The sequence below is a fragment of the Mixta mediterraneensis genome, from assembly GCF_030283135.1.
Lineage (GTDB): Bacteria > Pseudomonadota > Gammaproteobacteria > Enterobacterales > Enterobacteriaceae > Pantoea > Pantoea mediterraneensis.
The window spans coordinates 118851-133216 of record NZ_JASUAZ010000001.1; the positions used below are offsets into that span (position 1 = coordinate 118851).

The window sequence follows — 14366 nt, forward strand, 5'->3', positions numbered from 1 at the left end:
ACTCGCCGGTAAATTCACGCTTTTTGACAATTTCAGCATACCTGATCGGTAAATCCATCTTATTATTTGCCAACAGGGCTGGCTTTGCGACCAATGCCTGAGCAAACATCAACCCGCCAGCATTGCTGGCATCACAACTAAAAAAGCAGGGGATTAGCATGTATCAGCATCGTAACTGGCAAGGCGCTCTGTTGGATTATCCGGCCAACAAAGTGGTTTGCGTCGGCAGCAACTATGCAAAACACATTAAGGAAATGGGCAGTGCAACGCCAGCCGAGCCGGTGGTATTTATCAAGCCGGAAACGGCGCTGTGCGATTTACGCCAGCCGCTGTCTATTCCCAGTGCCTTTGGCGGAGTACATCATGAAATCGAACTGGCGGTGCTGATTGGCTCCACGCTCAGGCAGGCAAGCGAAGAACATGTTGCTAAAGCGATTGCGGGCTATGGTGTAGCGTTGGATCTCACGCTGCGTGACCTACAGGCTGGATTAAAAAAAGCCGGTCAGCCCTGGGAAAAATCCAAGGGTTTTGATAATGCCTGCCCGTTGTCAGGTTTTATCCCGGTAGCCGAATTCAGTGGCGATCCGCAAAATATTGAGCTGAAGCTGGTGATCAATGGTGAAGTGCGACAGCAGGGGAATACTTCGGACATGATCCATAAAATCCTGCCGCTGATTGCTCATATGAGCCAGTATTTTACCCTGCGCGCGGGTGATGTTGTGCTAACGGGTACGCCTGAAGGTGTCGGCCCAATGCGTTCCGGCGATAAGTTGGAAGTGACGCTGGCGGGTCACGGTATCAGCACCCGGGTATTGTAAAACTTGCATCGCCGCACCGGAGGCTTTATAAGGTGCGGTTTGATTTAAAGCAGGACACTGATCATGACTGACACCCCTTTCTGGCAACGTAAGCGCCTGGCACAAATGAGCGATGAGGAATGGGAATCCTTATGTGATGGTTGTGGTCAGTGCTGTCTGAACAAGCTGCAGGACGCCGATACTGATGAAATCTATTTCACCAATGTTGCCTGTAATCAGCTGAACATAAAAACCTGCCAGTGTCGTCACTATGATCGACGTTTTGAACTGGAAGAGGATTGCATCAAGCTGACGCGTGAAAATCTCACCACGTTTAACTGGCTCCCGCGTACCTGCGCCTATCGTTTACTGGGCGAAGGCAAAACGTTACCCGCCTGGCATCCGCTGCGTGCAGGATCGAAAAAAGAGATGCATGCCCAGCGTATTTCGGTGCGATATATCGCGGTACGGGAAAGTGAAGTGCGCGACTGGGAGGATCACATCATTGATCGGCCCGATCGCAACGGCTAGATACCATCTCATCAGATATAAAGGCTGCCAATGGCAGCCTTTATTCTGTTAGTGGCTAAACAGATCGCGACGCCGGGCTTTGAAAGGTTGCGCAACCAGCACGAATACCGCAACCAGCAAATAGGCTGCGAATATCACTATCATCCATTGAGGCATGCTCAGCGTCAGAAAAGACCAGCTGCGTTCTGCGCAATCGCCGCTGGCGACAAATACCGAAGGCAGCCACTTGCTCAACGGCAACCAGTCTGGAAAGCGTGCAGCAAAATCGCAGGTTGCGAAAGGATTGGGGTGCAACTGAATCATGGTGTGTGCCCACGAAAGCCGTAAACCTTCCCACGCGCTGTACAACCAAATCAGAAGGGCGACAAAACGTAACGGTGATTTAGGGGCGATGGCACCCACGATCCCCGCGCCCATTATGCCGAATAATGCACAACGCTCATAAATACACATGACGCAGGGTGCTAAGCCCATAATATGCTGGAACCCCAACGCCGCCACTTCAAGCCCCAGTGCCGTCAGGGCCAGCAATAACCAGGCTCCGCGACCCCGGGAGCTTTGATTCAAATATCGCAACATATTGTCTTCCCTGTAAAGGTTAATGTCCCGCAGTGTAAACCAAAAGGAGGTCTGTGCCAGCCCGGTTTCGTTTAAAATCGTATACAAACATGACGTAAAATTGATCCAGATTAGCCGGGATTAAAAGTGGGGTGAGTAAACCCAGCCTGCGCTTATCATGCTGTCGGTAAGAGGAACCAGCAAATACTGAATGCAGAGGAAACCCACAACCGATAACACCAGGGTAAAGGGCAACGCCATCCACACCATCCGTCCATACGAGAGGCGAATCAGCGGCGCTAAAGCAGACGTCAGCAGGAACAAAAAGGCCGCCTGGCCGTTTGGTGTGGCCACTGAAGGTAAATTGGTGCCGGTATTTGTCGCAACAGCTAACAGCTCAAACTGACGCAAATCGATGGCCCCACTTTCCAGTGCGTGTTTCGCTTCGTTGATATAAACCGATCCAACAAACACATTATCGGATATGGAAGAAAGCAAGCCGTTAAACACATAGAACCAGTTAAGCTGCGTGCCAGGTTCAGCATTGAGGACAAAAGTAATCAGCGGGCTAAAAAGATGTTGTTCAACGATCACCGCCACAACGGCAAAAAACACTGCCAGCAGCGCGGTAAAAGGCAGCGCTTCAGTAAACGCCTGACCCAGCGTGTGCTCATCAGTGATACCGCACAGCGAGGTCGCAAGAATGATGACAGACAAACCGATTAAACCGACCTCAGCCAGATGAAAAGCCAGCGCGACAATTAACCAAATGCCGATTGCAGCCTGGATTAACAATTTCAGCGTATCCTGACGGGTACGTTGTTCGGCTGCTTCGCGATCGCTGTCAACTAAAAGCTGGCGCACAGCATCAGGCAAAGTGACACCGTAACCAAAAAGGCGAAAGCGCTCGACAAAGATACTGGTTGCTATACCACATAGCAGCACGGGAACGGTAACGGGTGCCATGCGAAGAAAGAACTGCACGAAATTCCAGCCAGCAGCGTGAGCAATAATCAGATTTTGCGGCTCACCGACCATGGTCATTACGCCGCCCAGTGCCGTACCGACGCCCGCCTGCATCATCAGGCTACGTAAGAAGGCACGAAACTGATCCAGCGTTTCGCGTTGGGCTATGGTGTGTCCCTGGAATTTAGCGTCGGAGGCCACACGGTGATAAATCTCATAGAAACTTATCGCCACGCTGATGACTACCGCCAAAACGGTTAGCGCATCGAGGAAAGCAGAAAGAAAGCCCGCCACCAGGCAGAATGTCAGGCCCAGCAGTACTTTCGAGCGTAGCGTCAGCAGTAATCGGGTGAAAACAAACAGCAGCAGCTGCTTCATAAAGAAGATGCCCGCCACCATAAAGATTAATAACAGTAAGACCTCCAGATTATTGGCTAACTCAGCCTTAACCTGCTCAGCACTTGCCATGCCAGTAAAAATGGCTTCAACTGCCAGCAAGCCGCCCGGTAATAACGGGTGGCATTTAAGCGCCATACCTAAAGTAAAAATAAATTCGCTCACTAAAAGCCAGCCGGCAGCGAAGGGGCTGACAAAAAAATACATCAGGGGATTGAGGATCAAAAAGCCAATCATCAATGCTTTATACCAATCCGGCGACTGACCGAGGAAATTCCTTTTAAATGCCTGGGCGTAAGTTATATCCATCCGCTGAAATATCCTGTTGTTGTGGATGCGTTTGTGCCGCAAAGGATAATCTTCAGCAGGATAAGGTGCAAACGTTGTCAAACGCCATGCAACAAAGCGGTCGGATTTTGCGTCAGCGCGCGCTTTTAATAGTTTCCAGGCTATATCCGCTATAGGGCGTCTGGTATGATGAGTGCCCATCGCAATAAAGAAAGCAACGAGAACAAACTGCTATGGTCATCAAGGCTCAGAGCCCAGCGGGATTTGCTGAAGAGTATATTATTGAAAGCATCTGGAATAGCCGCTTTCCGCCAGGGTCAATTCTGCCTGCTGAACGTGAGCTTTCTGAATTAATTGGAGTTACGCGCACTACATTGCGCGAAGTTTTACAGCGTTTGGCGCGTGATGGCTGGTTAACAATCCAGCATGGTAAACCGACTCGCGTCAATGATTTTTGGGAGACGTCAGGTCTCAATATTCTTGAAACGCTGGCACGTCTTGATCATGACAGCGTGCCGGTGTTAATCGATAATTTGCTGTCGGTGCGTACTAATATCTCGTCTATCTTTATCAGCCGCGCATTGCGTCATTATCCTGATAAAGCACGTGTTGTTTTAGAAACCGTGGCTAATACAGATGATCAGGCAGAAGCCTATACCGAGCTGGACTATCGCGTATTCCGCGGCCTGGCTTTTGCCTCTGGTAATCCGATTTATGGATTGATCCTTAACGGCTTAAAAGGGTTATATACGCGCGTGGGCCGGCATTACTTCTCTAATCCAGAAGCACGTCAAACCGCACGAGATTTCTATCAGAAATTATTAACGCTGTGCGAAGGCCAGCCCGCTCAGGATGAAATTGTTAGTACCGTGCGCGAGTACGGACGACGCAGCGGTGAAATCTGGCACAATATGCAGAAAAGTATGCCAGACGATTTAGGCAGCAAGCGCTAAGTATAAAAAAACCGGACGTCCTGTCCGGTTTTTTTATGGGCAGAACGTTTAAAGCGGGCTGCCGCGTGAAGGATTACGATCCAGCAACTCCACGCTGCCATCTTCATTCTGCTGTTCCAGAATCACATCGAATCCCCATAAGCGATGCACATGTTTGAGCACCTCACGGCGGCTCTTATCCAGCGGTGTACGGCTCTGCGGCACATAACGCAGCGTGAGCGAGCGATCGCCACGTAAATCCACGTTATAAACCTGAATATTAGGTTCGAGATTACTCAGGTTGTATTGCGCAGAAAGCTGTTGGCGGATAGCGCGATAACCCGCTTCATCATGAATTGCCGCGATCTCCAGATAATTATTGCGATCGTCGTCCAGCACGGTAAACAGACGGAAATCACGCATAATTTTTGGCGATAAAAACTGGCTGATAAAACTCTCGTCTTTGAATTCTCTCATCGCAAAATGCAGCGTTTCCAGCCAGTCAGAACCGGCAATATCCGGGAACCAGTAACGATCCTCCTCCGTTGGCGACTGGCAAATACGCTTGATGTCCTGGAACATGGCAAAGCCCAGCGCATAAGGATTAATACCGTTGTACCAGGGGCTGTTATAGGGCGGCTGGAAAACGACATTGGTATGGCTGTGCAGGAACTCCATCATAAAGCGTTCTGACACTTTTCCTTCATCATAAAGATGGTTGAGGATAGTGTAATGCCAGAAGGTCGCCCAGCCTTCATTCATCACCTGCGTTTGCTTTTGTGGATAGAAATACTGGCTGACCTTACGCACAATACGCAGGATTTCGCGCTGCCAGGACTCCAGCAGTGGCGCATTTTTTTCCATGAAATAGAGCAGATTTTCCTGGGGTTCAGAAGGATAGCGCGTCGCTTCGACCTGCACCGTTTCTTTCTCACGACGCGGCAGGGTACGCCAGAGCGTATTAACCTGGCTTTGCAGATACTCTTCGCGGCTTTGCTGCCGGGCCTTCTCCTCCTGCAAAGAGATTTTTTGCGGGCGTTTATAACGGTCAACACCGTAATTCATCAATGCATGACAGGAGTCGAGCAGACGCTCAACTTCTTCCACGCCATAGCGCTCTTCGCAGTCAGTAATATAGTTTTTAGCGAACAGCAGGTAATCGACAATCGAGCTGGCATCGGTCCAGCTACGGAATAAGTAGTTATTTTTGAAGAAAGAGTTATGGCCGTAACAGGCATGCGCCATCACCAACGCCTGCATCGTCATGGTGTTCTCTTCCATCAGGTAAGCGATACAGGGATTGGAATTGATCACAATTTCATACGCTAACCCCTGCTGACCGTGTTTATAGCGCTGTTCGGTTTCGATGAATTTTTTGCCGAATGACCAGTGCGCGTAATTAATGGGCATACCGACGCTGGAATAGGCGTCCATCATTTGCTCGGAAGTGATCACTTCGATCTGATGCGGATAGGTATCGAGCCGGTAGAGTTTAGCCACGCGGTCAATCTCAGCGAGATAAACATCAAGCAGGTCGAATGTCCAGTCTGGTCCATCACTGAGTCGTTTGCTGTCCTTAATGGGATCGTCAAAGATAGTCGTCATAGCGCACCTCTCTGTTTTAGCAAACTGGCTTACCCGGCCGGGTAGCCTGTTTCGGTTATTTAAGGCTTCATCCTGAGAAAGAAAACCCAAAACACTAAGCGAACATTTCAATGATAGTTCACTGTCGCCTATCCGAAACCGGAACTCAAACGAATTTATTTGGAAGAAAATCATCTGAATAGCAATACGCTGGGTTTTAATAGTTTTATGTTCTTTATTTTAAATATTACGAATTATTTAATATCGTTTATAAACGTATTGTATGGGACTGGCTTAATCTCCTGATAAAAGATGAATTAACTGGATGTCTCGTCATTAATCCCTGATTTTATTTTAAAAGGCGCATAAATCTCTAATTTTCATTGCCTGGCAAGTTTTTAGTTACCAGTTTGATAAAAAAGATGTGAAATAGTTGTATTAATTAGCGGTGGAATCCCACAAAACCATTGCGCTGAATATTAGCTTAGGGTTAGTGGATTATGCTTTTACATATTACGGCGGGGGATATATGCACGTAGTGATTCTGGGGAGTGGCGTTGTGGGTGTAGCAAGCGCCTGGTATCTGGTCCGGGCGGGGCATCAGGTAACGGTTATCGATCGCCAGCCTGCGGCAGCAATGGAAACCAGTGCAGGCAATGCCGGTCAGATTTCCCCTGGCTATGCCGCACCGTGGGCGGCGCCGGGCGTGCCCCTCAAAGCGGTAAAATGGATGTTCCAGCGTCACGCGCCGCTGGCGATCCGTCTGGATGGTAGTCGTTTCCAGCTGGAGTGGATGTGGAACATGCTGCGTAACTGCGATATGAACCACTATCAGCAGAATAAAAGCCGTATGGTGCGTATTGCTGAATACAGTCGCGATTGTTTAAAAGCGCTGCGTGCCGAAACCGGTATCGCCTATGAAGGACGCCAGGGCGGCACTTTACAGCTGTTTCGTACTCAACAGCAATTTGATAACGCCAGCAAAGATATAGACGTATTGCGTGAAGCTGGCGTGCCTTATGAATTACTACAGGCCCACGAACTGGTCAGGGTGGAACCCGCGCTGGCTACCACGCAGCATAAGCTTACTGGCGGGTTGCGCCTGCCGAATGATGAAACCGGCGATTGTCAGCTGTTTACCCAGCGTCTGGCCCGAATGGCTGAAGAAGCAGGCGTAGTGTTTCGCTTTAATACTTCAGTCGATCATTTGCTGCGCGAGGGAAATCGCATTTACGGCATTAAATGTGGTGAGGAAGTGATCAAAGCTGACAGCTACGTTGTCGCGTTTGGCTCTTATTCGACCGCCTTACTGAAAAATATCGTCGATATTCCGGTCTATCCGCTTAAAGGCTATTCACTCACTATTCCGATTAAAAACCCTGATGCCGCGTCGGTATCAACCGTGCTGGATGAAACGTATAAAGTTGCGGTGACGCGTTTCGACGATCGTATCCGCGTGGGCGGCATGGCGGAAATTGTTGGTTTTAACACCAAACTGTTAAATGCGCGGCGTGAAACGCTGGAGAGGGTGGTCAGCGATCTTTATCCTGAAGGCGGTGATGTTGAACAGGCCAGCTTCTGGACCGGTTTACGCCCGATGACGCCAGATGGTACGCCGATCGTAGGTGCCACGCCGCTTACCAATCTTTATCTCAATACCGGACACGGCACACTGGGATGGACGATGGCCTGTGGTTCTGGTCAACTGTTGGCGGATCTTATTTCTGGCAAGAAACCGGCGATTGCAGCGGATGATTTATCGGTATTCCGCTATTTGCCCGGATTCAACGCGCGGACATCACCGCTGCGTAACGCCAACGCCACACGTTAAGCCTTCAGGGAGAAGAGATATGTCACGTCCTATTGCCGCTACCGTCAATCAACAGGCGCTGCGGCATAATCTGGCGATCGTTCGTCAGGCTGCTTCACATTCGCGCATCTGGTCGGTAGTGAAAGCGAATGCTTATGGCCACGGCATTATGCGCGTCTGGCAGAGTCTGGCGGAAACCGATGGCTTTGCGCTACTTAATCTCGAAGAAGCCATTTTGCTGCGTGAGCAGGGCTGGAATAAACCGATCCTGTTGCTGGAAGGCTTTTTTCATGAAGATGATTTGCCGTTAATCGATCGTTATCGCTTAACCACCAGCGTGCATAGCAACTGGCAGATTAAAGCGCTGGCAACAGCAAACCTGTCCGCACCCGTTGATATATATGTAAAAGTAAACAGCGGAATGAACCGGCTTGGCTTTCGCCCTGAGCAGATTAACGGTGCCTGGCAAAAATTGCGTACATTAAATAATGTGGGTGACATGACGCTGATGGCGCATTTCGCGGACGCTGAAAACCCTGAAGGCTTAATTGACCCGCTGCAGCGTATTGAACGTGCCGCTGAAGGGCTTAACTGCCCACGTTCGCTGTCTAATTCTGCCTGTACGTTATGGCACCCTGAAGCGCATTTTGACTGGGTGCGTCCCGGTATTGTGCTGTATGGCGCTTCACCGAGTGGAGACTGGCAGGATGTCGCCAGCAGTGGCTTACAGCCAGTGATGACCCTGAACAGTGAAATCATTGGCGTACAGCAATTGAATCCGGGCGACGGCGTGGGCTACGGCTACCGTTATCATGCTCAACAGGCCCAGCGCATCGGCGTTGTGGCGTGTGGCTACGCGGATGGCTATCCTCGTCATGCACCAACCGGCACCCCTGTTTGTGTCGATGGCATCATGACAACGGTGGTTGGTGCCGTTTCGATGGATATGATTACCGTCGATTTAACCCCTTGTCCACAGGCGGGGATCGGTTCAAAAGTAGAGCTGTGGGGCGATCAGGTAAAAATTGATCAGGTCGCGAAAGCAGCCGGAACGGTGGGTTATGAGCTGATGTGTGCTCTGGCGCCCCGCGTTCCGGTAGACATTATTTAAGCGAGGTCAGCGTACCACGCACATTGTTACTGCAGCGCCAGGCAATCAGCGCCAGCGCTGCACCTAACAACATCATCCACGCCAGCGACAGCTTCTCGGCTATCGGCAGGACAACAATTAACAGGCTGCCCGCGGCGCCTCCCGCCATCTGAATAAACCCTTGCAGTGCCGACGCAACGCCAGCCTGTTGCTGATACGGCTCCAGAGCGTAGCTGGTGGCAGGGCCAACGGTAAAGGCTAAACCGGCAACTGAAATCGCCACCGGCAGCATATACAGCGCCCAATGGTTTTGTATCGAAGCGGGAAGCAGGTACATGCCCGCCATTAACAGCAGCGCGCCAAGTAGCATTGTGATAAACCCCATCGCCAGACAAAACGGACGGCCAGCTTTGCGAATAGTTTTATTCACAAACACGCTAACCAGCATAATCCAAAAGCCGTTAGCGCCAAACGCGAAAGAGAACTGCAAGGGAGATAACCCACCTTCGGTCATCAATACTTGCGGTGCCAGCGAAACATAGGTCAACACCATACCGAGCGCGCCCGCGTTAGCAAAGGCAAAAGCCAGAAAACGTGGCTGACGTAGAATTTCAGCGTATTGCGCGATAGGCAAACCTTTGACGCGCAATGTATTGGCCGGGCGTGTTTCGGGCAAGCCGATAATCACTAACAGCATGATCAGCGCCGCGTATCCACACAAGAACCAAAAGGGCGCACGCCAGCCAAATGCGCTAGCGAGCAGGCCGCCCAGCAGCGGTGCCAGCGCCGGAACAATATTCAATGCGCCGTTCAGAAAGCCATAAGCACGTGCAGCGTCATCACCGCTGAGGCGATCGCGCACGCCACTGAAAGCCACCACGGCGCTACAACACACTGCGCAGCCTTGCACCACGCGTGCAATCAAAAACAGCGGCCATGAGGTTGACGTCGCGGCAATCGCACTGCCGATGATATAAAGCGCCAGGCCGATCAGCGCAATGGGCTTGCGGCCATAGTTGTCAACCAAAGGGCCTGTAATCAACTGACCTAGCCCCATTACCAGCAGAAACAGCGGTATGGTGGTCTGGATCAGGCTGACGGGTGTATGCAAACCCTCAGCAATTTGCGGCAAGGTGGGCAGGTACAGATCAATGCCTAAAGGTGCCAGTAGCACCAGGCTTAATAACAATAACGTAAATTTTTGCATAGTAACCAGAGGGTAAGCGTTCTGTTAAAAACGAGGCGGAGAGGGTAATAACTCAACGAGCAAAAGGGAAGGGGATCACGCGTATAAAATACGATGCCTGTGCAAAACAGGCATCTTAGCGATTCTATTAATAAGCCCCGTCACGGCGAATAACGACGCCAGCGGTTTTGAACAGGATGGCAACATCTGTCCATAACGCCCAGTTTTTAACGTACCATGAGTCAAAATAGACGCGCGTATCGTAATCAATGTCGTTACGACCGCTCACCTGCCATAAGCCGGTCATACCGGGTTTCGCCATCAGGTAATAATCAACATCACCCGCGTAACGCTCCAGTTCAGCTTCAATAACCGGGCGCGGCCCGACAAGACTCATTTCACCACGGATTACGTTCCATAACTGCGGTAGCTCATCCAGGCTGGTTTTACGCAGGAAACTCCCGATACGGGTAATGCGCGGGTCGTTTTTCAGCTTGAAATCTTTATCCCATTCAGCACGCGCTTCTTCACTGGTGGCGAGTAAATTTTCCAGCACCTCTTTCGAGTTGGTGACCATAGAGCGGAACTTCAGGCACTTGAATTTTTTTCCATCCTGTCCGATACGTTCATGACCATAAATCGCGTTACCGCCATCGCGTTTCACCATTGAGCACAACAGCGCGAAAACAGGAGCCAGGAACACCAGCAGCATAGAGGCAACCACTATATCGAAGGCACGCTTCAGGAAGCGTGATGAGTGTTTGGCCAGGTTGTTGCTAACCCGCAAAATCATCACTTCATGGCTAAAGATAAACGACATGTCGGTGCCGTACAGCGGCACACCGCGTAACGTAGGAATAACCGAGACCGAACGACAGTTCATTTTAGAGAGAAACTTCAGCCATTGGTCGCGCATCGGTTGCTGCTCATACTCCATCGCCACGATGAACTGAATATTGTCACGGTCAATGGTTTGCCAGTTAATATCTTTCCAGGTAATGACCGGAACGTCATTGACGCTTTTCTGCTGTGGCTCGTCATCAATTGAAATAAATGCCTGCACGTTATAGCCAAGAATTTCTTCGCTCTGCAAGGCGGCATAAGCTTCGGTGGCATTTTTGCCTGAGCCAATAATGATGGTCTCTTTTTGCCATTGCCCGGCTTTGTTGATGGCGCGTTTTACCAATGCACGCATCAGTGGCAGAAGTATCAGGGCGTAAGTCCAGCTGAACACCCAAACCATGCGTGAAAAATCCCATTTAGAAAAAGCTATCAGAGCAAGATCAAATAAAGAAAAGACAAACAGGGTTTTTATTATCTCTTTCAGTTCGAACCAGAACGGTTTGCGATAAGTGTAATGGCGCAACCGAACCCAGAACCAGCCAGTACACATAACTGACATAATAAACTGTGCAATAAAACGGTATTCGATTTGATGCGGTGGAATAAATGAATCCAGCTCTCCCCAAATCCCCTGGATTGTTGCGGCGGATAAAAACAGCGCCAAATTTAATGCAATCAGATCGGAAAAACTCAGGGCGAGCTTTACGATAATATTTTTGCGCGTTCCGCTCCATGAGCGGCTCGCATCATTCATTACTAATGTACTTGCCATAAAACCTGCTCTCTTTTCTTAAGTAAAAGATGGCCTGACCAGAATCAAGTACGCGCTCAGGAGTGGCTACTGAAAAATTTTTAAAAAGCTTTTTCAGTGAATTACAGTCAATAGCGCCATTTGCGCTGCGATACGCGTGACGGCAAAAGGCGTGATGACCATCACGAAAAACTGCAGCAATGTTTAAGTGTATGCAGGAGTTATTTGACAGAGTTAATACGGAACAATTCTGAAAAAGAAAAAAAGCGCTTAAGTTTTATCGCTGTAATCTTTTGAAAGTAAAGGATAAAAAATTTTTTCTGCCGGTTATAACCAATAAATTTAAGATGCATTTTCAGAATTACCGCCAAATAAAAAGTCTGGCGGTAAATATTCCGAAATCAGGCCGGTTTCTTTAATATCCAGCGATCGCCTTCTTTATCGTAATGCGCTATTTCCAGATCCACAGGATTACCATCAATCCATGCAGGAACACTGGTCTCAACGTCCCAGCCGTCAAGCTGATAACTCAGGCCGGGATTGGTCTGACAAGGAATGCTGACGGTTTCCAGTTTTTCGCTGTCGAGTTCGGCATCAATAATCTCGTAACGGCCAATTTTAACGACGTGTCCCATTTATTTCTCCCGTTTGTTCTGGGTTAAATATTTAGCTTAGTGGGTTTACGCCGAATTACGAGGCGGTTTGTTTAAGATTAATCCTTGTCTTCTGCCGGACGAACCCCGACTCTGCTAATGCGGTTGTCCTCTTTTTCCGCCACGGTCCAGGTTAACTGATTCCATTCAATATGGTCGCCAACTACCGGCGTGCCGCCAAGCATACTTAGCATTAACTGTCCCAGTGATTGCTGATCGTTAGTCTCTTCATCCAGCTCAAGGCCATATATTTGGGCAATATCACGCAAACGTGCGTCAGCGTCGAGGATGAAGTCGCCGAAGAAGCGTTGATCCAGGGAAACCGGCGGCGACTGACTGAACATCTTACCTAGCGCGGGCAGATCGCGTTCACGGCCGATCACGCAAATTACATCGTTTTCCTTTAGCCGGGTGCCACCATTAGGTTGCATCAGCACGTTATCGCGGAATAACGCGGCGATACGCGTCTCACGCGGCATCTGCAAGTCACGCAAGGCTGCACCAACGCACCATTTGTCTGCGCTAAGCTGGTAAACAAACTGTTCCCAGGGGTTTTCCGGATGAATATCCAGGCCAATACGGCTGATGGGTGACGCCGTTGGCGGTACCACTACCCTGGCTTTCTTCGCTGCAAAGCCTAACGATGTACCTTGCAGCATTAATGAGACCAGCACGACAAAGAAGGCAATATTAAAGTAGAGCGAGGCATTCTCTAATCCAGCCATCATTGGGAACACCGCCAGAATGATTGGCACCGCACCGCGTAACCCCACCCAACTGATGAAGATGCGTTCGCGCCCGGTGAAATTGCGAAACGGCAACAGGCCAATAAAGACAGACAAAGGGCGGGCCACCAGAATCAGCCACAGCGACAGGATCATGGCAGGAACGGCGATATGCCAGAGATCGGAAGGGGTCACCAGCAAGCCGAGCACGATAAACATACCGATCTGGCTTAACCAGGCCATACCGTCGAAGGTTTGTAAGATACCGTGGCGGTTGCGGATAGGGCTGTTACCCAGCAGAAAGCCGCAAAGATAAACTGCCAGGATGCCGCTACCTTCCAGCATCGTAGTCAGCGCAAAAACTAAAATACCGCCGCTTAAGGCCAGTAAAGGATACAAACCACTGGCCAGATTAATGCGGTTTATTAACTGTTGCAGCGCCCAGCCGCCGCCAAGGCCCAGCGCGATACCTAAACCAAATTGCTGCACTAAATGCACCACGAACATCCAGTCGAGACCGGTTCGTCCCTGCTGGATCATTTCAATTAGCGTGATAGTCAGAAATACCGCCATCGGGTCGTTACTGCCTGACTCAATTTCCAGCGTTGAGCTGACGCGTTCGTTAAGTCCTTTGTCGCCCAGTAATGAAAACACCGCCGCCGCATCGGTAGAACCAATGATCGCGCCAATCAGAAAGCCCTGCATCATATCCAGCTTAAATAACCATGCCGCAATCAGCCCCGTTAAACCGGCTGTAATCATTACGCCAACTGTGGCTAACGAAAGCGCAGGACCGAGCGCGACTCTGAATGAGCTGGCCTTGGTCCGCATCCCGCCATCCAGCAAAATGATCGCCAGCGCCAGGTTTGAAATGAGATACGCCGCCGGGTAGTTATCAAAGGCAATGCCACCGATGCCATCAACACCTGTCAACATGCCCAGGGCGAGGAAGATAACCAGAATTGGAATGCCTAAACGCGAAGAGATTGAACTGAGTAAAATGCTTGATGCAACCAGCACAGAACCAATGATAAACAGACTATAAACAATATTGTGGTTCAAACCCGGTCTCCTGCGATAATAAGGACGGTATGAGCGAATGTGGCAATATTCCATGCTATCTGTGAAAGATAATGTTTTATCAATGAGTTGTCATCGACAATATACGTGTTACAGCAAAAGTTAATACCCTGGCCGAACGATATTAACGTGAAGAATGAAGGGGTTGGCAAGCCAGAGGTGGAAAAAGGGTTATT

At 49.8% G+C, this 14366-nt stretch carries 12 protein-coding genes; 5 read left to right on the plus strand and 7 right to left on the minus strand.

From position 1 onward, the window contains the following. The first annotated feature begins 158 nt into the window (after positions 1-158). A complete protein-coding gene (locus QRY16_RS00565; protein WP_289775269.1) occupies positions 159-818 on the plus strand; it encodes a fumarylacetoacetate hydrolase family protein in 660 nt (219 codons plus the stop codon). A 63-nt stretch (positions 819-881) separates the two neighbouring features. After that, a complete protein-coding gene (locus QRY16_RS00570; RefSeq protein ID WP_193406622.1) occupies positions 882-1328 on the plus strand; it encodes a cysteine cluster protein YcgN in 447 nt (148 codons plus the stop codon). A 48-nt stretch (positions 1329-1376) separates the two neighbouring features. Here QRY16_RS00570 and dsbB read toward each other — a convergent pair whose 3' ends face one another. Together dsbB and nhaB are read right to left on the minus strand one after the other, a co-directional pair. Then, complete coding sequence (gene dsbB, locus QRY16_RS00575) at positions 1377-1907, minus strand: disulfide bond formation protein DsbB (RefSeq protein ID WP_193406621.1); 531 nt, start codon at positions 1905-1907, stop codon at positions 1377-1379. A 120-nt stretch (positions 1908-2027) separates the two neighbouring features. Beyond that, positions 2028-3557 (minus strand): sodium/proton antiporter NhaB, encoded by a 1530-nt coding sequence (nhaB, locus tag QRY16_RS00580; RefSeq protein WP_289775270.1) that lies wholly within the window; start codon positions 3555-3557, stop codon positions 2028-2030. 212 nt (positions 3558-3769) lie between these two features. Between nhaB and fadR the strand changes: the two genes are divergently transcribed. After that, positions 3770-4489, plus strand: coding sequence for a fatty acid metabolism transcriptional regulator FadR (gene fadR, locus QRY16_RS00585; RefSeq protein WP_289775271.1), 720 nt, complete (start codon positions 3770-3772; stop codon positions 4487-4489). Between the two features lie 48 nt (positions 4490-4537). Here the strand turns inward: fadR and QRY16_RS00590 are convergent, their stop codons facing one another. After that, a complete protein-coding gene (locus tag QRY16_RS00590) occupies positions 4538-6073 on the minus strand; it encodes a SpoVR family protein (protein ID WP_193406618.1) in 1536 nt (511 codons plus the stop codon). A gap of 508 nt (positions 6074-6581) precedes the next feature. Between QRY16_RS00590 and QRY16_RS00595 the strand changes: the two genes are divergently transcribed. Together QRY16_RS00595 and dadX are read left to right on the plus strand one after the other, a co-directional pair. Continuing rightward, on the plus strand, positions 6582-7883 hold the full coding sequence (locus QRY16_RS00595; protein ID WP_289775272.1) for a D-amino acid dehydrogenase: 1302 nt from the start codon (positions 6582-6584) through the stop codon (positions 7881-7883). Positions 7884-7902: 19 nt separating this feature from the next. Continuing rightward, positions 7903-8973 (plus strand): catabolic alanine racemase DadX, encoded by a 1071-nt coding sequence (dadX, locus tag QRY16_RS00600; protein WP_193406617.1) that lies wholly within the window; start codon positions 7903-7905, stop codon positions 8971-8973. Here the strand turns inward: dadX and QRY16_RS00605 are convergent. From QRY16_RS00605 to QRY16_RS00620, 4 genes are all read right to left on the minus strand, one after another. Further along, positions 8966-10159 (minus strand): multidrug effflux MFS transporter, encoded by a 1194-nt coding sequence (locus tag QRY16_RS00605; RefSeq protein ID WP_289775273.1) that lies wholly within the window; start codon positions 10157-10159, stop codon positions 8966-8968. The genes dadX and QRY16_RS00605 overlap by 8 nt on opposite strands. Before the next feature lie 127 nt (positions 10160-10286). Further along, a complete protein-coding gene (gene wbaP, locus QRY16_RS00610) occupies positions 10287-11753 on the minus strand; it encodes an undecaprenyl-phosphate galactose phosphotransferase WbaP (protein WP_289775274.1) in 1467 nt (488 codons plus the stop codon). 380 nt (positions 11754-12133) lie between these two features. Continuing rightward, on the minus strand, positions 12134-12367 hold the full coding sequence (locus tag QRY16_RS00615) for a DUF1480 family protein (protein ID WP_193406614.1): 234 nt from the start codon (positions 12365-12367) through the stop codon (positions 12134-12136). A 77-nt stretch (positions 12368-12444) separates the two neighbouring features. After that, positions 12445-14172 carry a potassium/proton antiporter gene (locus QRY16_RS00620; RefSeq protein ID WP_289775275.1) on the minus strand — a complete coding sequence of 576 codons (1728 nt, stop codon included), beginning with the start codon at positions 14170-14172 and terminating at the stop codon, positions 12445-12447. Between the last annotated feature and the right edge of the window lie 194 nt (positions 14173-14366).

Bases quoted from the DNA above. Each gene is read 5' to 3' on its own strand.
- QRY16_RS00570 (WP_193406622.1), top strand. From the start codon at position 882: ATGACTGACACCCCTTTCTGGCAACGTAAGCGCCTGGCACAAATGAGC.
- QRY16_RS00590 (WP_193406618.1), bottom strand. From the start codon at position 6,073: ATGACGACTATCTTTGACGATCCCATTAAGGACAGCAAACGACTCAGT.
- QRY16_RS00615 (WP_193406614.1), bottom strand. From the start codon at position 12,367: ATGGGACACGTCGTTAAAATTGGCCGTTACGAGATTATTGATGCCGAA.
- QRY16_RS00595 (WP_289775272.1), top strand. From the start codon at position 6,582: ATGCACGTAGTGATTCTGGGGAGTGGCGTTGTGGGTGTAGCAAGCGCC.
- dadX (WP_193406617.1), top strand. From the start codon at position 7,903: ATGTCACGTCCTATTGCCGCTACCGTCAATCAACAGGCGCTGCGGCAT.
- QRY16_RS00565 (WP_289775269.1), top strand. From the start codon at position 159: ATGTATCAGCATCGTAACTGGCAAGGCGCTCTGTTGGATTATCCGGCC.
- QRY16_RS00605 (WP_289775273.1), bottom strand. From the start codon at position 10,159: ATGCAAAAATTTACGTTATTGTTATTAAGCCTGGTGCTACTGGCACCT.
- dsbB (WP_193406621.1), bottom strand. From the start codon at position 1,907: ATGTTGCGATATTTGAATCAAAGCTCCCGGGGTCGCGGAGCCTGGTTA.
- wbaP (WP_289775274.1), bottom strand. From the start codon at position 11,753: ATGGCAAGTACATTAGTAATGAATGATGCGAGCCGCTCATGGAGCGGA.
- fadR (WP_289775271.1), top strand. From the start codon at position 3,770: ATGGTCATCAAGGCTCAGAGCCCAGCGGGATTTGCTGAAGAGTATATT.
- nhaB (WP_289775270.1), bottom strand. From the start codon at position 3,557: ATGGATATAACTTACGCCCAGGCATTTAAAAGGAATTTCCTCGGTCAG.